Here is an 18,959-nt window from a genome sequence, read left to right on the forward strand (position 1 = left end):
AAATCTATTCGTAAACCCAACGTCAAATTGATTATTGCCCCTTTTCCTGAACATGTACGAAGTGGCGACCAATTCTTCTTTAAGCCATCTTCTCAAACCCGCTTGACAACTGCGATCACTTCTTAACTTGTCACGAATGGAATCTAGTAGCAAAGTTCAAATATTTGCGCTGGTGCGGCTACGGTAAGTTCGACTGCTATCGATCTGCCTAACATCTCAGACAAGAGGCTGGCTAGGATGGGCATGTTTCGGGCAGCGATACTTTTCATCGTTTCTGACTTCATGCGGACGATCGCCCGATTCCCCACGATCGATTCGAGGGTGCCAAATAGCTCAAATAAGCTGCGATTGCCTGGGTTCATCCGCTGGAGTGCTACCGTCCACAGGTCATGAATAAATTCATTGTCTTCAGCTTGAGGATTACCCATCGGTGCTTTCCATTCGGCAAACTTGTACTTTGCCCAGCCATGATGGTAGTCGAGCTGTTTCCCCAAGTATTTCCAAGCGACAAGTGGCGGCTGCTCTTGGGACTTGAGCAGTTCGCTCACGCACCAACTTTTGCGATGACCGTGTTCGGCTTGGATGGTAACTAACCAGTCGATCTGGTTGAACCAGCGCAATATTTCTGGGGTTAGGGCTGTTTTAGCGATTTCGAGTAATTTGATTCCGGTGGGAGTCAGATCGATTGCTACTTCGACTACCTCACCTGTGGGTTGGCGTTGGAGTTGCTTGGTCTTATCTCTGGGCTTGACCTGCACTCCATCTAAACTCCACTGGCGATCGTCGCAGGGCAAGCCATGTCGATCCCAATTGCCAGCCATGTCGATGATAACTGCATGTTCTTTGCCTTCACACGGTCTGAGGGCGCGACCGACCATTTGAAGATATCGACCTAAACTAACTGTGGGTCTAGCGAGGATAACACCATCTAAGCCAGGGATATCCAACCCTTCATCGAACAGGGCGCAGTTGGTCAGTACTTGGATTTTACCCGCTCGAAAAGCTGCCATTGTCGTCGATCGCTCTGTTGGAGTAGAATTGCCATCTAAATGCGCCGATCTGATTCCGGCGGCGTTGAAGTGAGCGGAGATGGAGATCGAGTGTTCGATGTTGACACAGAAGACTACTGCTTGCTTGCCGTTCATATAGTCGCGGTAAGATTTAACTAAATCTCCAGCTAAACCCTCGACGGGGTTGGCAGTGGCAACATCGCTAGATTTATAATCGCCACCTTTTTTGCCGACGCCAACGATCGACATCGATCGTTCGGTAGCAAAGTATTTATAGGGACTGAGGGCACCCAAATCGATCAGTTCGCGAGTAGTCACCCCAGTTATCATCTTGCTGAAAATATCTCTAAAGCCGCTCCGATCCAACCGGATTGGGGTGGCAGTTACGCCTAGAACTCTGGCAGTGGGAAAATAATTGAGGATCGCGCGATATGTTTTTGACGTGGCATGATGGCATTCATCGACAATAATTAGATCGAATTTGGGGCAACGGGACAAGCGTCTGACCATGCTTTGAATAGAGCCAACTTGGATGGGTAGATCGTAATTTGGCTGACATCCAGCTTTGATGATTCCAGGCTCTTGCCCGACGATTGCGGCTAGCTTGTCGGCAGCTTGGGCAATTAGTTCCTCGCGGTGCGCTAAGAACAAGCATTTGGCACCCGAGCGAATGGCAATATTAATTAAATGCGCTGAGACGATCGTTTTGCCGCCGCCCGTACTCAATTGGAGCAATAGCGATGCCGAGTTTGTAAAGATCTCGATCGCTTCATCTGCTAGAGATTGCTGGTACGGTCGGAGTTGGTAATTATTCATTTTCAATATTTAGTACCATTAATCTAATTCCTTGAAAGATTCCAAAAGATTATTTACTTTTAGTTGTCGTTCGGAGTAGTCCGATCCAATTTCCGTATTTAATAATAATGAGACATCGCTACTTATCTCCGGCATATTTGGTGAGAGATGTCCTTCTAGGACAGCTCTCTCTTTCTCTAATCGCGCAAAAAGACTACCAAGCGTGATTTGAAATGGGTTATGGTATTCAGACCATAACTCTGCTCTTTTTGCCTGAAGCAACTTTCTTTCGACGTCATTTGCAACAACTGACTCATCCTGTATTTTTACGTCAAATTGAATAATCTTAACTATTTCAGCAGCAAGTGTGTCTAGAGTAGCTGCGGCAATTTCTTTTAAGGTATTTGGAGTAGCAACCTTATCTACGTATAACCAATCAGAATCTATATATGTACTGATACCTGACGGAAATTGGTAGGTCGAGTTACCATGAGTGATGTCACATTTTCCATATTTAACATAATATTCTCCATCTTTAATAACAAGGTATAACCGTGTCATCGGCAGGAAATTTAGATTTGTTTTGTAGATATAATACAAAGTCATTAATTCTTGACCCCTTCTGTCTGTTTCGATGACTCGATATAGTTCTCTTCTATCGAATAAAGACTTGATGAATTGTTTCATGATTTTTAGTTGCGGTTTAAGCCTGGTACATAATCCATGATTAGATGCACGAAGCAGGATGCTTCAAGTCCCAAAAATATAGCTGCTAAATTCTCTCGGTTTTGCCACAGAAAATTAGTGGGATTGTAGCTAACTATTAATGCCCAAAAGATTGCGGGTATGGCAATGTAAATCATCCGAGACAACGTGCCGACGACTGGAACGTGTGAGAACCCCCGATGTCCAGACGCTTTTCGATAGGGTTTCCAGAGTGGCGAAAGGATACTCAATCTTTGGCTGGGACGAGATTGTTTGAGATCGATATCGGGACTCATCCAAACTCCTCCGATGAGGTAGCCACTGATGGCGATTATTGGTGCAGCGGCGGTATGGATGAATGTAGGGAGATAGATGAAGGCGGTGATGACTACTGGAGGGAGCATGATGGCGATCGATAGATCGTGAGCTTTACCTGATGACATTGGTTCTATTAATTTAGAGAGAGCTGGCTCGATACAAGATAAAAATCAAGACTACAAAAAATGGAAAAACTTTGGTCATTTTTTCGATTGGCAGACCTTTTTCATTAATGAAAGTAAGGAAGCTGTTATGGTTGTTCACATTTTCCACGATATAACAAACAAAGACCCAAGCAAAAGATAATCCGATCGAGGCAACTACGATGATGACGATTGCTTCAGTAATTTCGATGAGATTACTCATGGTAAGTTAATCCCCTTCTCGCTTGCTAATTTATAGTCTTTGGCAGCTCCGTAAGTATCTTCAAGCTTATACTCCTTCAACAATCCCCGATTATAATAAAGCTTCGGATCGTCAGGATCTATTTCAATAGCACGATTGTAATCGGCTAATGCTTCCGCGTAATCTTCGAGTTCGATCGCTTTGAGGGTAGCGCGATTACAATATGCCGCAATGTCATTAGGCGCAAGTTCGATCGCGATATTATAGTCGGCTAAAGCACCATTGATGTCTCGTAAGGCTACCTTTAGTAAGCCACGATTGTTGTAAGAGATGATGTCATCGGGGTCGAGTTCGATCGTGCGGTTATAATCAGCTAAAGCACCTGAAAAATCCTTGAACTCCAGATATTTGAGGGCGGCGCGGGCACCATAAGCACGACCGTAGTTCGGATTTAATGCGATCGCTCGATTGTAGTCAGTCAATGCCCCGTAATAGTCTTGAAATTGGGTTTCTCTGAGGTAGCCGCGATTGTAGAAAGCATAGTGATTGTTGGGGTTGAGACTCAAGCCCCGATTTAAGTCGGCTAATCCGCCAGCATAGTCTTCGAGCTGCATAATTCTCAGGTAGCCGCGATTGATATAGGCGTCGGCACTATCTTGGTGCGTTTGGAGAGTTATCGTCAGTAACTCTTCAAGTTTTTTAGCAAAAGTGTCGTCCATTTAATTATTTCCAATTAGCTTTTGTGAGTAATGGCGCAGCTCGTTCGATCTTGAAGTTGCAAAGCAATTTCGGCACGATGGCATTGCTTGTGATTTTTCTCTGCACATACTAGTAGCACGTTGCCCATCTTGAGGAGATTGGTGACTTGCGCGAGGGCGACCCTGGCTTGGGTTAGGTCTGGGGGAATCCAGAGGCTCGAACCGCTAGTATTCCCCAATTCTGGCAGGGACTGATAGGCGACTGTGCGATCTAGACACAGCTTGGCAATTGAATTCCCATCCCAAATCGGACTCCAAGCATAAGGCTTGGCTCGAACATCGATTAAAGTCGAGATGGCGTTGCGATCGAAGCATTCTAGTAATTCGGTATAATCGATTCGGTTGCCGTAGCCGAAGGTATAGATGTCGTGGAATTTAGTAGTAGCAGTTTGATAGGCGACTCGGACTCGATCGAGTAGTTCGGGAGGTAGCTCCCACAGTCCTTGCTGACCCCTAGCAGGAATGGGATCGATTGGGGTAATATCTGGGAGTTGCCAGCCGATATTGCCTGGGATGAACCAAGGGGATGATGATGCGGTGACGTTGCCGCCGAATCTAACGATTGCCACGATCTGTCCTGGTGGGTCGTCTGATTGCTTGACTTTGGTATCAGTTATCCGCTCGATCGTTGCCTGGGCTTGAGCATCCCACTTGCTACCGCTGTGGATGGCAAGGTAACTACCAATTGGGAGAGGGCACTCCCACGATCTATTTTCAATGTTTTTGCCAAGTTTGGCGATCGCATGGCTCCAAGGGCGGTGTAGGGTAATTCCACGGATTATTTGCTTCACAGTTTTCGACCTTCAAGGTTGTAAATTCGATTTTGAAGTTGTCTAATTTCTTTGTCGAGGCTAGCTACTTTTCGATCTTGGAACTTCGAGATCGCCTTAGCCCTTGACTCTATTAATTTAGTTAGATCCGATCTTAGTATTTCTATGTCTGCTGGAATTGTTCGCTCACTCGTTAGTTATAATTGGCTGGCGACTGAAATTGGGAATCCGATCGTAAGGTAAGCGAATGACTGGGCTGGGATATTGGTACCCATCTTTGCGCCAAACAAACCATTGGCAGTAAGCTGAATCGGTGCTAAATTTACCGCTTTTTGAGCTTTTCGCAAAGCAATAGCGAGGCATTTTGATGGCTAAACTTTCGGGGTTGTCTGCCCACCAGTCATATCGACTTTTATTTTTATCGCTCACCACCATCTCGTCGGCAGTGACGCGGAGGAGCATTGCTACTCCTACTTTTGCATGGACTAAAGCATGTTGCAGGATGGGAAGATAGTGGGTGAAGGGTGGATTAGTTATAACCCATTCAACAATCGGAAACCTCTGCCAATTATGCTTCAATGTTGCATCGCGTCCATAATCGCTTACGAAATCGAAGTAAAAATCATTTGTCCAGATTTTCCTAATTCGCTCTTCTCGCTCAAAAACTTTTGCTATTGCTAAATCCTCTCCCGCACAGCATTCCAGCATCGAGCCTTGAATATTGGCATGTTTAATCAGTGATTCGGTCATCCAATTGGGAGTTGGATAATGGTCGTTTTCTACTCTACCTGTCATCGACCTAACCCTGCTAATTGTAATTTCTTGCCAGTATTCGGATCGACTAGCTCTCTTGCTAATCCTAAATCTAAAATTTTTGATGTGATTTCCGTGTTACGTTCTTTACCTGGGATTGCCTTGGCAATCTCGATGTCGTAGATTAGTCGGTTCATACTCTTATTTTTGAATTAATTAATCAATTTTGAAACTAGATACCAATCTCCATCATTATGTCTTCAACGATCGCCTGAAATGGATAGTTCATACAGCAATCACCTTGAGGTATAGAATTAATCAGTAAATCTATGCCCTCATTAATTTCTAACTTTTCTCGATCGCGATATTGTTTTAATAATACTTTACTTAACTTAGCTGCTTCACTGGTAATTAATTTTATTTCCTTACTGATTATGTCTAGCTTTGACTGCTTAGTAATAATAGATTTAAGCATCGCTATAATTAGATAAAAAGTTCCTTTTACTTTATGTCGGTCTGAAATTTTTTTGAATACTTTTTCTAGCATTTGTTCGACTTCGATCTCAAGCGCAGATAATTTTACAGGATCGTTTTTACATCTAATAATATCTGCGGTAAATGCTATTGAAAAAAAATCAATTCTTTCTGAAGTATTCATAAATTTTAATCTTAGTTATTTTTGTCTACTCTATTTCTTGTTGATCGAGGATGTTCATGATGTTTTTGCCTCTTTGCGAACATTCTCCCAGCGTTTCCTTGCAGTTTTTTCAGCTTCTAAACAAACCATGCCGACCATTTGCTGTGAGTCGAAGTCATAACCAGAGTGAGCGCAAGCGTCTTTAAGCCAAGGAGAGGTAATTAGTTCTTCTTTATGGACGCAACGGTAGTTGCTAACATCAGAGCCGCGCCACTTCATGTTGCAATAACAAATAGGCGGATTAATCATGCCAGATCCCGATGCTTCGCAACAGGAGCATAAATAATTAATATAGCCACTGATTCCAGCTCCACCAGATCGCGCTAAGATTCGACCGCCACAATGACTGCAAGCATGGTTGGTTAATGAATAGCTAGTTGGTTGTTTGGGCATGGCGGGTATTTAAAAAATTGGCGGATATTGGCTACAAACGAGGCATCGAATTGGCATCAAAGAATTCGCCCAATGTTAGCACTCCCGTGTGAGTTGTTGAGAAGCCAAATTGTAAAAAGTAAGAAGATATATCTTGACTTCGCCTAGCTGTATAAATATCGAGGTCAGATCGTTCTCGATAGTAATTGACAATTTTCAACCATTTTTCTTTGTTATTGACAAATCCCCAGTTAATATTAGTGTCCCAGTCGAAAGAAACCCAGCCTTTATTTTCTCCACTCATACCGTAGATCGGAAACTATACTTAGTATTCCCTTGAATGACTTGCAATCTATTACTAACGACCGACTATTTAGAATAATAATTAAATCGGCTGCTTATCATCTAAATATTTAATAATATTTTGACGTAGCATCCGATTTTGGCTTGATTCAAGTTCCAATTGAATGCTAAACCTTCCCTGCACTAACAGCAGCTAACTCAGTAAGAATTAGATCGATCGAGTCGTTGATATCGAGATGGGTGAATTTAACCGATTTGCGACCGCCGATCGAATGAATATGCACTATGCCATTACTGCTGAAACTAACACTAGATTGACTCATTTTAAAGCGCAGATAAGCACCTTCTTTACCGCCATAGTCGTCAGATTCGATCTCAACTAGTCAACTAGATCGCTCCAATTGTAGCGTCCTAAAAACAGAGTACGCCCGATCGCACATTTGATTCGATAAATATCGTTAACTTTGAGCTGCATTTAATTGAATCTAGTTGGTACTTCACTATTTTATTCTATCATATCTTATCTAAAAAATAAATAAGATATCAGCTATTGTCTCTTAAATAATGGGTGCGAAATCCTTGCTTGCTCATGCGTTTAGCCTCTTTAACAGACCACTGCGGGCACACCTTTAAAGTCTTTGCTGACTTTGCTAGTTTTACCAACGAGCTGTCTTGAATTAGTTCGATGATTAACTCAGCGATAACCCCACAGCAGCCCTTGGGATTGGTAATTGTCTGCCGCTCGGTAAAGCGGACGACAATCCAGCCTTTACTCAGCAAATAGCGGTCGTGCTGTTTATCGGTATCGTTGTCGTCCCAGCAGTGACAGGGTTCGCCTGAATCTTGATAGGGCTTATCGATCTCGATGGCGATCCCCAGCCCGTTCGGGACGATTAATTCGATGCCAGTAGTGTAGGATAAGCCCGACCTAGAGTTATAGGTATGCCCGATAGTAGCCGTCCCAGGGAGCTGCGCGAGCTGTTTGAGAAAATATTTGATGGCTGGATCGATTTCGGTCGAGATGGGATCGGTCGATCGTTTTAGCTCCAGCACGTTATCAGACCAATCGATGCGTTCGGATAAGAAAGCGTCATCAGGCGTTCTGGCTAATGACTTTCGCCGTTGGTTATTGCGAGAGGCAGAGATGCGATGCTGTTGTTGAGATTTATGAGCTTGCTGTGTTTGTTGAAACCGTTGGTACCTAATTAGCCCTCCTACCAGAATTGCGATGGCGAGGATTAATATTTCAGCGGATAGAGTCGTGAGGTATAACCCGAACAGGATGACGATTGTGCTAATCCAGCAGCCACAGATTAAGTAGAAACTCAGCCGACTTAATTTTTGTGGCTTGGCAATGTAGCTTAACTGGCTTGGCTTTGTTGAGAAAGATACCGTCGTTAATTGGTTTTGAAGCTTTTGTTCGATATCGATCGGATATTTGATAATTGGATAGTTATAAAGCATAAAATATCAGATGGAAAGGCAATGATTAATACCTTCTTTAATCCAATACAAAGCTTCTTCGGCAGAGTTGCATTTAGTAATTTCAGTATCACTATTATTATGCCCAGAATTAACGCTAAGATTAACTTTTTGAATGCAATTATCTTTATTCCAAAGCAAAATTTCTAGGCGAATACTGTGCCCTTCTGAGCTGTAAGATTGCTTGACTAAACTGCGGTCGATATTGCTATTCGGTGGAGTTACTAGCTGCCATTTAAGCTCTGACATTGATGAAATAAAGGCTTCGATCTTCATGATTTATTTAGATGCTAGCGTGGCTGTATAGGTTGAAACGATCGCTTTGATGGTAGTGACATCAAGCTTTTGTTTGATGGAACGAATACGGTCGCTCACTCCCTTTTTAGTGAGAGTGGTGAGGGAGGCGATATCGGCAGCGTTGTAGCCGCGATAAAGGAATTTAACAATTTCGAGTTCGAGCGGGTAGAGTTCGTCCATTAGTTGAGATTTATCGCTAGGGTTAGTTGTTTGAAGGTAGCTTCATTGCCAAAGTCTCGATTGAGCCAACTGCTGGCAAAGTTGAGGGATTTGATGATATCGCACCATCGTTCTTGGCGATCTCCCGCGATACCGACGAGATCGACGAAATTATTCAGTGCGATGCCGCCGCTGTGAAGTGACCAATTGGCATCAAAGACAAAGCCGTTGTACCGTTGGGTAGTGCTAAATTTAATTCTGGCGGGACTGCTGTTCCAGTGGATCGAGCTACGGATTTGCCAGCGGTGGACGAGGATCGATCGAGCGGTTTCCAGTTCGGTAATTGCATGGATTAGGATCGGATCGCGATTGGCTTCGGGGAATTGCCGAAGGTGTTGAATTGCCGAACCGATGGCGGCGGTGGAGCGGTACATTAAGGGTGTTCTTTGGGTAATTTATCGGTGAAATACGATCGAATAGCTAATTCCATATTGCGGCGATCCATACAGCCATTTCTCATCAGAATGTCGAATTTCTGTTCGAGGATGGCATCGATATCTGTAGGCGTTGGCTGATATCCCATTAGTTGGGCGAGTTTGATAAATTCTTGTTTCACCTAGATTTCTTTTAATAGCTGCACGTAAATAGGAGCGGATTGAAAGATTTATTAATAGCTTTCAATCCGAGCATGTTAGCTAAAGATAAAATTAGATCTAGCCTTCGATCTCACCAGCTTCAATTTGAGCCATCGTTGGCAAAATCAGCTCTGTGGTAGGGACGATCAGGTTGAGAAACCTGTCGGCAACTTCGTCATTGCGTCCGAGGAAAAACGATTCCCAGTTGCCTTGCGTAGGTGAGGTATGGCTGTCTATTTTGCAAGCAGGGCTTTTGGCAACCGTACCCGCTAGTTCGCGCTTGGTAGCGAACTCGAATACGCACAGGCACTGGAAGCGGATGTCTTTGGCTCGGGCGGGGATGCCGTTAGCGATCGCGTGACACTTAGTGACTTCGGTAACGAGCTGTTGCCAATGCGACGAGAATGACGCTTGGTTGCTGCCTTTAGCGATGTAACCTAGCCCGATTTCATGCAGGGGCTGATTGTCTTTGTCGAGCAAGAGGACTTCATAGGCTTGCGCTGTGCCAAATTGTTCGCGGTTGGAATACTTGGATTTTTGGTATGCGCCGACAACGTAGAGGCGTTCTTCTTGACGGGAAAGGACGCGATCGAATGCAAATAAGGGGCTGCGGGGGACGACGAGCATTCGAGGATTCTGGATTAATAAACCGCGTTCTTTACCTCCAGAATTATACTGATATACGATTAATTCACTTTCATCGATATAGCCCCAGGCAGCTTTGGCTAGTTCTGATTCCGTCAGAAAGTAACCACATTCTTCCTTGCCATTTTCGCCGCGTAGAGCGGTAATTTTTGGCAGTCGCGCATTGGTATCGACATATTCTGCGGCGGCAAACCGATCTTTGGTGGTTGTGACTAATCCGGTAGTTTGAATGGGGGTAATGGCGGTGAGTTCGGGTGGTTGTACTGTGGTTTTCATTTGGTTTTATGGTTGGGGTATTTGTACCGTGATGTGGTTCTAAGCTACTCAGGATTAGCCGCCATGTCAACGATCTGGCTCATAGTTTTAATCCCTTCTGGGAGCCATTCACCTGCATTGTAAATGTCAAGGTGGTAGCCGCCGTCAATACAATCAATGGTGCGAAACAACTGTCTAGTCGATGTCAATTGGTAAATACGTGCATCTTTTTGGCGATCTATTAAAAAAGCGTAGTCTTCTAATTTTGCTTGGCTCATAATCATAGCTTGAGTACTTTCTCTAGGCTCAACATTTTTTGTCTCTCCTTCTTTATCTTATCATATCTAATCTAAAAAGTAAATAAGATAATTAGAGAATAAGAAAAATATTTTAAATTGCAATTGTTGACAAAAGACGAGAAGTAGATGTGATATAATTATTGTAAATAATTCAATAATTATGATAAAATCACTTAAAATTTACAAAGTTGACGACTCTTTGACCATAACTTTGTCCGCAGAGATCTTACAGAAATTGCAAGTAGGTGAAGGGGATACTATTTTAGCGATCGAGACAACTAACGGCATCGAGCTTGTCGCTGGCGATCCGGGATTTGAGTCGGGGATGGCGGCGTATCGCAAGGTTGCCAGCAAATATAGTAATGCTTTACAGGAGTTGGCTGAGTGATGGAGCCAACCTGGATATCGGAGCGTTTGGCTAGAACAATTCACGACAGCCAAATCAGTGAAAATGGTGGGAGTCATGGGATTCGGGATGAGAATCTGTTCTTGGCAAGTTTGGATCGACCGCGCAATTTATTGGCTTATGGAGACGCGCCCAGCTTATTCGATCTGGCAGCGGCTTACGGTTATGGCATCGCTAAAAACCACCCCTTTATCGATGGGAATAAACGGACTGGCTTCGTGCTGATGGCGGTATTTTTGGAGCTAAATGGTTATGCTGTGGATGCTCCACAAGATGAAGTTGTAGCAACGATCGTTCGGTTGGCAACAGATTTAGAAGACCAAGCATCGATTTCCCTATGGTTGCAATTGCGATCGGTGAAAATCTAATAAGGGTGATGGACGATCGACAGTTGATGGGAATAATCAGTGTAGATAATACTGAAAGCTTTATGAGTTCACCTGCCGATATCGTCCTCAAAGTTGAAGAATTACAGCTTTCACTCGAACAAGATAAGTACCAATGGATTTTCCTGCATGGTTCCGATCTCCTTCAGCGATCGATTATTCAAGGATATGAATCGGAGCGTAGGTATCTAGCCGAGCGGGTCGCGACCGAACATCCAGGCTTTCGCGAACCAGCTAAGGATGAGTACATCCGTAAAACCGATAGTCCACCTGCTGCATGTCTAAAAGCTTGTGCCCAGTACGATGGGTCTTATTGCTCGGAGGTCGGTTTTAGCCCGTCGCGGTATTACGTGACGATCGATGATTATCTAGGCGCGCATACGATTGTCAAGCAGATCCGCAATCCTTACCGAATGTCGCGATCCGACAGGCTGTATTCCCAATCGCGAAATAGTGGATTGAAGCCGATGGGCGTATTCTGTCTGATGTTGATGCCGTTAGCTGTGTGGGTGGCACTATTATGTTCAGCCCCGCCTTATCGACCGTTAACCTCAGCTCAAGAGCGAGAATTGACTCGGGAATTACTCGCGCCCATACCACTAGGTGCGCCATTAGAATGACAGCTCGACTGCGCTAATTGCTTGTTGAGAATAGCAGCAATAAGCTCGAATTCTGGCTAGAGTACATTTGTGAATTCACAGCCGATCTCTAGACGGAGACAGCTTTTGGAGCGATTTTATCCTTGGAATTCAAGTACTTATAATTGTAACTATTGGTATCTAGATTTCTTACTTTTTAGAGGGTTAGTTTGCCCAAGATGCCTCCTCGTTATGTTCGTCGATCGAATCTATCGATCGCCCGATCTTTCAGGGCATAATAATCAGATAATCAGCGATTGCTATTAACTGCGATTAGGGTTCTGTAAAAAAGTCTATAAATTAATGAATAAATCTTGGTTTTATCTAGGAACGGTCGGGAGTTTGGCGATCGCACTAGCTAGCTGCGGTGATGCTAACAAGCCCACTCCCCCCGCCACTAGTCCGAGTCCAGCGGCTGCTAGCCCAGCGGTCAGTCCTCGCCCCATTGCTGCCGTATCAGCGACTCCTGTTGGTGCGAGTGTTACACTCGCAGCCACCATCCCTCCAGTCATTACCAACACGCCAACAAGTACAGGCAAAAAATCTGGATCTGTAGATGTCGCTGCTGGTTCGATCGCTTCGACTGATGGTGATAATTGGGCGAGAACCATTGCTAGAGGTCGCTCCGATCCCTTTGCAGCTTTGGCACTGCAACCGATCGAAGTAGCTAAAAAAATTCTCCTCGATCCAATGGGTAAACCCATCAAAGCCGGAAGTATCGCCATTAAGTCAGTGTCGATCGAATCTGGCTTGCACAAGTCGCGCTCAACTATTAGGGTTGCCTTAAACCCCATGACTGGCAATGGCAAGATTACTAAGGGTGCGATCCCTGCTGGCATCATTCCTGATGGTAACTCATCAATCTCCTCTCTTCCTAGAACTGGCATCAATCGAGCTTTACCAAAGATTGCAGTTGCCATCAAACCTATTCAATCGGGGTCTGCCAATAGTAGTATCCTCCGCCCTAGATTGGGATCGACCAAAATTGCTAAAGCTAGAAATCACAATGTCCTGCGTCCCGTGTCAGGTAATGCTCCTAACTCAAAAACATCTGGGATGACTGACATTGCCGCTAGATCGGAACAAGTTGCCGCCAAGCCACTGCAAGCGATGGCGATCGAAGTTTCTGGCATAATTGAAGTAGGAGGTAAGACGCAAGTTATTGTCAAGCTGCCAAACGAATCCTCCAGTCGTTACATCGATCTCGGCGACCGTCTTGCTAATGGTACAGTCTTGGTGAAGCGAGTTGACGAGCGAGAGAGCTTATCGCCTACGGTGATTTTGGAAGAAGTTGGGGTTGAAGTTTCTCGCAAAATCGGCGAGAAACCAGTAGTTAATCCCGAACCTAATCCTATCTTGCCAGCGACATTAAATAAGTAAATCTACCAAGATAAATTGAACTATGGAAATTACAGATGATATCGAACGACAGCTATTTAGTCAGCTATCAGAATTGAGAGATTTTAGTACCGAATCCAGTCTTTATCAAATATTGGTTTATGATGGCAGTCATTTCGTAGGTGGAAGCGTTGCTTTTTTGACTGCAAAGGAGCTGTCGAAAATAGTGGAGCGAATTGAAAAAACGCATTCGTGTCATACTCAGCTCCTAAACTTCTATAGCTTTAACATATACGATCTCGAAGGCAAGCAAATAAATATCGATCCAGAAGCTAGGTTGATGACGGGCTTTGAGGTATCCCAGTTGAGGCAAGGCATTGACCCACTCAATCTGACCGAAGGGGAATATCGTTACGATGTCGGCAAGGTTCCTACTTTTACTGTCGATCGAAGCTGCTTTCGCTCCTGGAAGACTCGTGCTCAGACTCATTACCGATTTCAAGGGCAACGATTTGGTCGATGGCTGCGAGGGTTATTTGGCTAATTGCAGGCAATCGATAAATAAACAGGCTCGTTTCTGAATCTGGCTATGGCGATTATCCTCGGATAAATTTATGCAATAGGAAAGCCCTCTGTGTTACACCAAATTCTACCGATCGATAGACTATTCCCACAAGCTATGCGTATCTAATTCACCAAAGCGATCGATAGCAACCATACCATCAGGGGTAGAAACCAGATAGGCGAAGGAGGTCACAATCCGGTTGCAGAGGATATTCAGCAATCCTGCTAGCTGGATAGATGTGGCGGTACCGCAGTCTGCTGGATCGAAAGTGTATTCGATTTGGAGGTGTTCGTCATCCTCACAAAAGACGTGGAACCAGTCAGTGATATCAATATGCCATTTGGGGATAGAGACGTGCAGGAGTACCCACGAACGGCGAGATGTGGTATCGAGGACTCGAATGTTGAGATACTTAGAAAGCTGTTTGGAGGCGGTGCGAAGTGGTCTTTGAGATTGCTTGAGTTTGCTTTTGTAGCCCATAAGTCAAGTTTTAAAAAGGTTAAAATGAAATACTCAAGATAATTCAAGCATCTTGAGCTGAATCCGGTCATATTGGCGATCGACTTTTCCCCACAACTCAACACAGGGATCGATCGCCAAAGCCTTCTTGAAATAAATCCGAGCGTCATCAAAACTATTGCAATCAACCAAGTGAATGCCATAGTTTTTGTAGAGTTCAGCTTGTACTCGATTGACTTCGAGATTTTCACCGATGGTCGCTTGAAGTATTTCAATTTCAGCGATCGCCACCCGATAGATCCCACGTCTCGTCAAAGTAGCAATATAAGCAAGCATTTGAGTCTTGATTTGCTCATCATGCTCGTTCAATGGTGGTGGCGGTGTTTTAGCTGCCTTTGGTGGCGGAGCAGGTTCGCGGTCTACCTTGGGTCGTTGTCGATTACGATCGACAGTCGAGGCTTCGATCGCTTTTAATAGCTCGATCGCGTTTTTGTAAGCGTTATCGAGCGCGATAAATTTTTCGGCAGCATTGGGATTTGAGTTAAGATCTGGATGCCACCTCCTCGCTAACGTGCGATAGGCGATTTTGACATCAGCTAGAGATGCTGATTCAGGTAACTGTAGTATGCTTAGACTATGAGATAATTTAATACTATTCATTTGTTATTAATAAAATATTAATCTGTCACGATCCTGAATCGAGCCAAACCAAGCCAAATATAGTTACTATATAAAAGAGAAACATTGATATTTTCAATTGTTCTTTACTCCACACTGTTTCACTATTGGAAATCAGATTATAAACTAGATAAATTAAGATTCCAGCAAATTCAACTAATAAATCGTCAAACAATATAAGAATACAAGCCATCTCTGCTATTAATGAGATTTGAAGCCTTGGTGAATTTTTAATATTATTTAGTGACTCTCGAATAATAGCGAGTAGCTGTTTAGTTAACTTTTTCATTGCAAATAGCCATCGCGATAGCGACGTTGATAGGGGTAGGCGACGAGATTACGCTCGTTGTCGCTATTGACAAAACCCTTAATAACAATAGTTCCGATATTGCCGACATGGGCAACTTGAGTACAACTAGATACTCGATAATTTAGGATAATGCGATCGCCGACTTTGACAACATTATTTTTCGTTTTAATTAATCGAATAATTCTAGCAGTACTAACTCCTCGTTTCATATTTTCTATCTTAACTTCAGCAATTGTCTGATCATTCAACTTGACAGGTATTTTATCAAAGAAGATTGTAAATTCCTCTGCTACTCCTAAGCAAGCTTGAGCTGGCATTGGTTGGACTGAGGTGATTGTGATTGCTATAGCAATTAATATGTTTTTCACTTTTTTTGATAACTTGAAGTAGACTATAATTAGCGATTTTTATCACAGACGATTGATACTCGATCGGACAAATTGAAATCTTTAATCAGTTGTTTCCGATAACTTTACCATCTTCCGAGAGTTTTCCAAAACCAGCCTAATCGAGCGCGAATATCTAAAGTCATTTATTTTTACCATTACTATCAACATTCAAGTTATCAAGACTTGGCTGCTACTTCTCTTTTAACTCCAGGTTTAGATTCTGTGGTTCATCGCTCTGGTGGATTAATAAGCTCGTAAAAGATATAGTGGCTACCTTCCAATAGCTTGTGGTTTTGTTGTAATAATATTTGCCAGCTCAAAAATGCCAACTGAAATCTTTCTAGCCCTAAGAGGATATTTGGAAATACGGAGAGTATAAAATAATTAAGCAAGTCTGCGTAGCATAAGTCGAATCATAGCGATGTGGATGAAAGCTTCTGAAGAAGCAGGTAAACGCTCATAATCAATGTTGAGACGACGACACCAGTGCAACCAGCCGTAAGTGCGTTCTACTGTCCAGCGTTTGGGTAGAAGAACAAAACCCTTGCTGCCATTAGGTCGTAAGACCACATCAACAATCCAGTGACAAATATCCATCACCCAATGTAGGAAATCTGAACCGGAGAAACCTCCATCAAACCAGATTCTTGCTAATCGAGGGACTCGGTGGCGTTCTTTATTCATCTCCGTAAGTAGTTGTTTGGCACCATCTCGCTCTTGAATGTCAGCAGCAACTACTTTTACCATCAGCAGTAGTCCTAATGTATCGACCATCGTGAAACGTTTTCGTCCCTTAGTTTTCTTCCCAGCATCATAGCCGACTGACTCACTTACCATTGCTGCTGTTGGAACTGTCTGAGAATCAACACTGGCAACACTTGGATTAGGTTCTCGGTCTTCTGAAATTCTTACCCATTCTACTAAACGGTCATGAATCTGTTTCCAACTGCCGTCTTTGCGCCACTTACTGAAGTAGTAGTAAACAGTCGAATATGGTGGATATTCCTTGGGCATTAGTCTCCAAGCGCAACCACTAACTAGGATGTATAAAATTCCCTGGATCGCCAACATCATATTCACTGTGCGCGGTCTTCCTCTCTGTGCTTGTGGTGGTAAAAGTGAATCTAGCAACTGATATTGTTCTATTGTCAGTTCCGTGGTGTAGGCTTGGATCATGGCTTCCTTGATGGCTGTTTGGATTTTGAATTTTATCCAGCCTAACAAGTCTCGGAAGCTTTTTCTCTACTGGTAATTGTTTATACTTTCCAAACATCCTCTAAGCTTTGATTAAATACTGCGAACCAAGGTAGTTTCTTAGGCATTTAGTTAATCACAGTAGTTTTCTTCACAGATAGCTCATCCAAGCGTTGCTGAAATTCACTACTGGCAGCAGGAAAGAGCGGCACAGCAGGGTCACGCAGAAATTTAGTTGAGATCCCGACAAAATCGATTAGCGAAGAAGATGTTTCAAGCCAATCAGCCTACCATGCTGAAACAGTAGTTAAAAATTGACGGTCGAGCGGATTCCATCGTGGATACTTAACCTTCAATTCTGCCGACATTTTACCAAGTATCGATAAATCTGTTAGCGGATTATCCCATAATTCAATTGTTGATAATCTATGCAGGTTGATTATACTTTCGGGTAATGTCTCAATGCAGTTATCTTCAGCCCTAATATAGTGTAGATTTATCATATTTCCAAGGTTATCTGGTAGTTTTCCAATCTGGTTATGATGTACTTTGAGAACCGTTAGCTTTTGCAATTTGCAAAAGCTCTCTGGCAGTTCGCTAAGGCAATTATTGTACAGAACAAAATCTTCTAAATTTCTAAGTTTCCCAATATTTCTTGGTAGTTCGGTAAGATTGTTGTCGTGTAAGTTAAGTTCTCTAAGTTTTGTAAGTTTGACGATCGATGCAGGTAATTTAGTAAGGTGGTTGTACCTTACCTCTAGCCGTTCCAGATTGACTAGTTTGCCTAGATCCTCCGACAACTCTTGAATATCGCACCTACATATTTTTAAATACCTGAGATTTGGGAGCTGGTAAACTTCAGGGGGGATAGTTTTTAAGTCACGAATTGATATGGATAATCGCTCAATGTGGACAAAGCTATAACCCGATTGACAGAAGAAATCGAGATCGGGGCGATGTGTTAAAGCATACCCCTTAGATTCGAGCGAATGCTTATACCAGTAGTCGATATTGTCATGTGTTGGTAATTCGGAAAGCTGCTTGACCTTTGCCGGAAGTCTTTTTTTAATAATTGGTTTGACAGCCATCTTAATATCCTCTCATGCTTAAAATTCTGAATATTTTAATAAATCGATCGTAACAATCCGATCGAGACGAGACACTCATTGATTGCAGAGTTTAGCACTAGAGTCTACCGCTCGGCTGCGAGGTACCTCCTTAACTTCGGCATTTCCTAAGTGGATGGTATTGGAATCGCACTTGAAAGAAACCCCACCGATCGAACTGTAATCATCGACGATGTAAATTTGAGACGCTGATAATATCGAGCTGATTTGATAGACATTAGGACTGGGCAGATAAGTATAGAACCCAAATATAGCAATCATTCCGACAGCACTACATAAAATTATTGGCGCAATAAATCGGATGACAAGTTCGTTGTTGAGGATACTACTAGTATCATCATTCTCTAAAACTCTTCTAATACGTGGATCGTAGATATAGAGATCGAATAAGATCGCCATTGTCAGAGCAAATAAAACAACAAAAAATTTATACCAAAACATTGACATACTAATGCTCTTCAACACTTACTTACTCATTTATTGTACCCAAAATGTCGTTGGAACTATCAATATTAAGTTTAATTTTATCCACAATCAGTATTGATTAAAATTTGGTTATTTGGATATCAGGTATCACTCTAAAACCATCGATTCTAGGAATGGTATATTGTCCACCAAGGGCAGATTACAGTCATCGAGATCGCCAATCACAGAAATCCGCTACGACAGCGAATAAAATAGAAACTGTAATTGGAACTAAAGCAATATTTTTCCTAAAAACGACTATCTACAAACCTGAGTTCGATGAGGCTAGCCTCATCATCAAATCAATTACCTGACTGTGTTTGAGCCAATCACTACCAATCCTCAAAAACTAAGTGTTTCATAAATTATTATCAATAAGCTCTGCTTGTTGATAATTAGCGGTCAT

29 protein-coding genes are annotated in these 18,959 nt (G+C 43.0%); 5 read left to right on the forward strand and 24 right to left on the reverse strand.

All coding sequences use genetic code 11. The annotated features are described in order from the left end of the window. Positions 1–143 precede the first annotated feature (143 nt). The 18 genes from ACEW9I_RS15010 to ACEW9I_RS15095 form a co-directional block, all read right to left on the reverse strand. Positions 144–1,826 (reverse strand): DEAD/DEAH box helicase, encoded by a 1,683-nt coding sequence (locus ACEW9I_RS15010; RefSeq protein WP_373541138.1) that lies wholly within the window; start codon positions 1,824–1,826, stop codon positions 144–146. An 18-nt stretch (positions 1,827–1,844) separates the two neighbouring features. After that, positions 1,845–2,492, reverse strand: coding sequence for a hypothetical protein (locus ACEW9I_RS15015; protein WP_373541139.1), 648 nt, complete (start codon positions 2,490–2,492; stop codon positions 1,845–1,847). A gap of 5 nt (positions 2,493–2,497) precedes the next feature. Beyond that, positions 2,498–2,953, reverse strand: coding sequence for a DUF2227 family putative metal-binding protein (locus ACEW9I_RS15020; RefSeq protein WP_373541140.1), 456 nt, complete (start codon positions 2,951–2,953; stop codon positions 2,498–2,500). A gap of 13 nt (positions 2,954–2,966) precedes the next feature. Beyond that, the gene (locus ACEW9I_RS15025; RefSeq protein WP_373541141.1) at positions 2,967–3,194 is read right to left on the reverse strand and encodes a hypothetical protein; all 228 of its coding nucleotides are present in this window, start codon (positions 3,192–3,194) and stop codon (positions 2,967–2,969) included. Beyond that, the gene (locus ACEW9I_RS15030; protein WP_373541142.1) at positions 3,191–3,892 is read right to left on the reverse strand and encodes a tetratricopeptide repeat protein; all 702 of its coding nucleotides are present in this window, start codon (positions 3,890–3,892) and stop codon (positions 3,191–3,193) included. Before ACEW9I_RS15030 ends, ACEW9I_RS15025 begins: the two co-directional genes overlap by 4 nt. Before the next feature lie 14 nt (positions 3,893–3,906). After that, positions 3,907–4,722, reverse strand: coding sequence for a DUF488 family protein (locus ACEW9I_RS15035; protein ID WP_373541143.1), 816 nt, complete (start codon positions 4,720–4,722; stop codon positions 3,907–3,909). Positions 4,723–4,887: 165 nt separating this feature from the next. Further along, positions 4,888–5,496, reverse strand: coding sequence for a hypothetical protein (locus ACEW9I_RS15040; protein ID WP_373541144.1), 609 nt, complete (start codon positions 5,494–5,496; stop codon positions 4,888–4,890). Then, positions 5,493–5,651 carry a hypothetical protein gene (locus tag ACEW9I_RS15045; RefSeq protein WP_373541145.1) on the reverse strand — a complete coding sequence of 53 codons (159 nt, stop codon included), beginning with the start codon at positions 5,649–5,651 and terminating at the stop codon, positions 5,493–5,495. The genes ACEW9I_RS15040 and ACEW9I_RS15045 overlap by 4 nt, the downstream gene beginning before the upstream one ends. Before the next feature lie 35 nt (positions 5,652–5,686). Beyond that, the gene (locus ACEW9I_RS15050) at positions 5,687–6,112 is read right to left on the reverse strand and encodes a hypothetical protein (protein ID WP_373541146.1); all 426 of its coding nucleotides are present in this window, start codon (positions 6,110–6,112) and stop codon (positions 5,687–5,689) included. Between the two features lie 54 nt (positions 6,113–6,166). Further along, positions 6,167–6,544 carry a hypothetical protein gene (locus ACEW9I_RS15055; protein ID WP_373541147.1) on the reverse strand — a complete coding sequence of 126 codons (378 nt, stop codon included), beginning with the start codon at positions 6,542–6,544 and terminating at the stop codon, positions 6,167–6,169. Between the two features lie 449 nt (positions 6,545–6,993). After that, on the reverse strand, positions 6,994–7,149 hold the full coding sequence (locus ACEW9I_RS15060; RefSeq protein WP_373541148.1) for a hypothetical protein: 156 nt from the start codon (positions 7,147–7,149) through the stop codon (positions 6,994–6,996). A 220-nt stretch (positions 7,150–7,369) separates the two neighbouring features. Continuing rightward, positions 7,370–8,290 (reverse strand): hypothetical protein, encoded by a 921-nt coding sequence (locus ACEW9I_RS15065; protein ID WP_373541149.1) that lies wholly within the window; start codon positions 8,288–8,290, stop codon positions 7,370–7,372. Positions 8,291–8,296: 6 nt separating this feature from the next. Next, positions 8,297–8,584: a hypothetical protein gene (locus ACEW9I_RS15070; RefSeq protein ID WP_373541150.1), complete on the reverse strand. Its 288-nt coding sequence runs from the start codon at positions 8,582–8,584 to the stop codon at positions 8,297–8,299. Between the two features lie 3 nt (positions 8,585–8,587). Next, on the reverse strand, positions 8,588–8,785 hold the full coding sequence (locus ACEW9I_RS15075) for a helix-turn-helix transcriptional regulator (protein ID WP_373541151.1): 198 nt from the start codon (positions 8,783–8,785) through the stop codon (positions 8,588–8,590). Further along, positions 8,785–9,198: a hypothetical protein gene (locus tag ACEW9I_RS15080; protein ID WP_373541152.1), complete on the reverse strand. Its 414-nt coding sequence runs from the start codon at positions 9,196–9,198 to the stop codon at positions 8,785–8,787. The genes ACEW9I_RS15075 and ACEW9I_RS15080 overlap by 1 nt, the downstream gene beginning before the upstream one ends. Continuing rightward, positions 9,198–9,380, reverse strand: a complete 183-nt coding sequence (locus tag ACEW9I_RS15085) for a hypothetical protein (RefSeq protein ID WP_373541153.1) — start codon at positions 9,378–9,380, stop codon at positions 9,198–9,200. The genes ACEW9I_RS15080 and ACEW9I_RS15085 overlap by 1 nt, the downstream gene beginning before the upstream one ends. A gap of 97 nt (positions 9,381–9,477) precedes the next feature. Continuing rightward, positions 9,478–10,320 carry a DUF5895 domain-containing protein gene (locus ACEW9I_RS15090; RefSeq protein ID WP_373541154.1) on the reverse strand — a complete coding sequence of 281 codons (843 nt, stop codon included), beginning with the start codon at positions 10,318–10,320 and terminating at the stop codon, positions 9,478–9,480. Between the two features lie 44 nt (positions 10,321–10,364). After that, positions 10,365–10,577, reverse strand: a complete 213-nt coding sequence (locus ACEW9I_RS15095) for a hypothetical protein (RefSeq protein ID WP_373541155.1) — start codon at positions 10,575–10,577, stop codon at positions 10,365–10,367. A gap of 220 nt (positions 10,578–10,797) precedes the next feature. Between ACEW9I_RS15095 and ACEW9I_RS15100 the strand changes: the two genes are divergently transcribed. From ACEW9I_RS15100 to ACEW9I_RS15120, 5 genes are all read left to right on the forward strand, one after another. Beyond that, complete coding sequence (locus ACEW9I_RS15100; RefSeq protein ID WP_373541156.1) at positions 10,798–10,986, forward strand: AbrB/MazE/SpoVT family DNA-binding domain-containing protein; 189 nt, start codon at positions 10,798–10,800, stop codon at positions 10,984–10,986. Further along, positions 10,986–11,372: a type II toxin-antitoxin system death-on-curing family toxin gene (locus ACEW9I_RS15105; protein ID WP_373541157.1), complete on the forward strand. Its 387-nt coding sequence runs from the start codon at positions 10,986–10,988 to the stop codon at positions 11,370–11,372. The genes ACEW9I_RS15100 and ACEW9I_RS15105 overlap by 1 nt, the downstream gene beginning before the upstream one ends. Beyond that, positions 11,342–12,010, forward strand: coding sequence for a hypothetical protein (locus ACEW9I_RS15110; protein WP_373541158.1), 669 nt, complete (start codon positions 11,342–11,344; stop codon positions 12,008–12,010). Before ACEW9I_RS15105 ends, ACEW9I_RS15110 begins: the two co-directional genes overlap by 31 nt. A gap of 321 nt (positions 12,011–12,331) precedes the next feature. Then, entirely contained in the window at positions 12,332–13,408 is a 1,077-nt protein-coding gene (locus tag ACEW9I_RS15115) for a hypothetical protein (RefSeq protein ID WP_373541159.1), read from the forward strand. Positions 13,409–13,430: 22 nt separating this feature from the next. Continuing rightward, positions 13,431–13,910, forward strand: coding sequence for a hypothetical protein (locus ACEW9I_RS15120; RefSeq protein ID WP_373541160.1), 480 nt, complete (start codon positions 13,431–13,433; stop codon positions 13,908–13,910). A gap of 120 nt (positions 13,911–14,030) precedes the next feature. Here ACEW9I_RS15120 and ACEW9I_RS15125 read toward each other — a convergent pair whose 3' ends face one another. The 6 genes from ACEW9I_RS15125 to ACEW9I_RS15150 form a co-directional block, all read right to left on the reverse strand. Next, positions 14,031–14,411, reverse strand: coding sequence for a hypothetical protein (locus ACEW9I_RS15125; RefSeq protein WP_373541161.1), 381 nt, complete (start codon positions 14,409–14,411; stop codon positions 14,031–14,033). A gap of 33 nt (positions 14,412–14,444) precedes the next feature. Then, complete coding sequence (locus ACEW9I_RS15130) at positions 14,445–15,050, reverse strand: DnaJ domain-containing protein (protein ID WP_373541162.1); 606 nt, start codon at positions 15,048–15,050, stop codon at positions 14,445–14,447. 303 nt (positions 15,051–15,353) lie between these two features. Next, on the reverse strand, positions 15,354–15,746 hold the full coding sequence (locus ACEW9I_RS15135; RefSeq protein ID WP_373541163.1) for a hypothetical protein: 393 nt from the start codon (positions 15,744–15,746) through the stop codon (positions 15,354–15,356). Positions 15,747–16,151: 405 nt separating this feature from the next. Continuing rightward, complete coding sequence (locus ACEW9I_RS15140) at positions 16,152–16,943, reverse strand: IS5 family transposase (RefSeq protein ID WP_373541166.1); 792 nt, start codon at positions 16,941–16,943, stop codon at positions 16,152–16,154. A 305-nt stretch (positions 16,944–17,248) separates the two neighbouring features. After that, positions 17,249–18,049, reverse strand: coding sequence for a leucine-rich repeat domain-containing protein (locus ACEW9I_RS15145; protein ID WP_373541164.1), 801 nt, complete (start codon positions 18,047–18,049; stop codon positions 17,249–17,251). Between the two features lie 75 nt (positions 18,050–18,124). Further along, entirely contained in the window at positions 18,125–18,535 is a 411-nt protein-coding gene (locus tag ACEW9I_RS15150) for a hypothetical protein (RefSeq protein ID WP_373541165.1), read from the reverse strand. Positions 18,536–18,959: the final 424 nt, after the last annotated feature.

Source organism: Chamaesiphon sp. (assembly GCF_041738855.1).
Classification (GTDB): domain Bacteria; phylum Cyanobacteriota; class Cyanobacteriia; order Cyanobacteriales; family Chamaesiphonaceae; genus Chamaesiphon.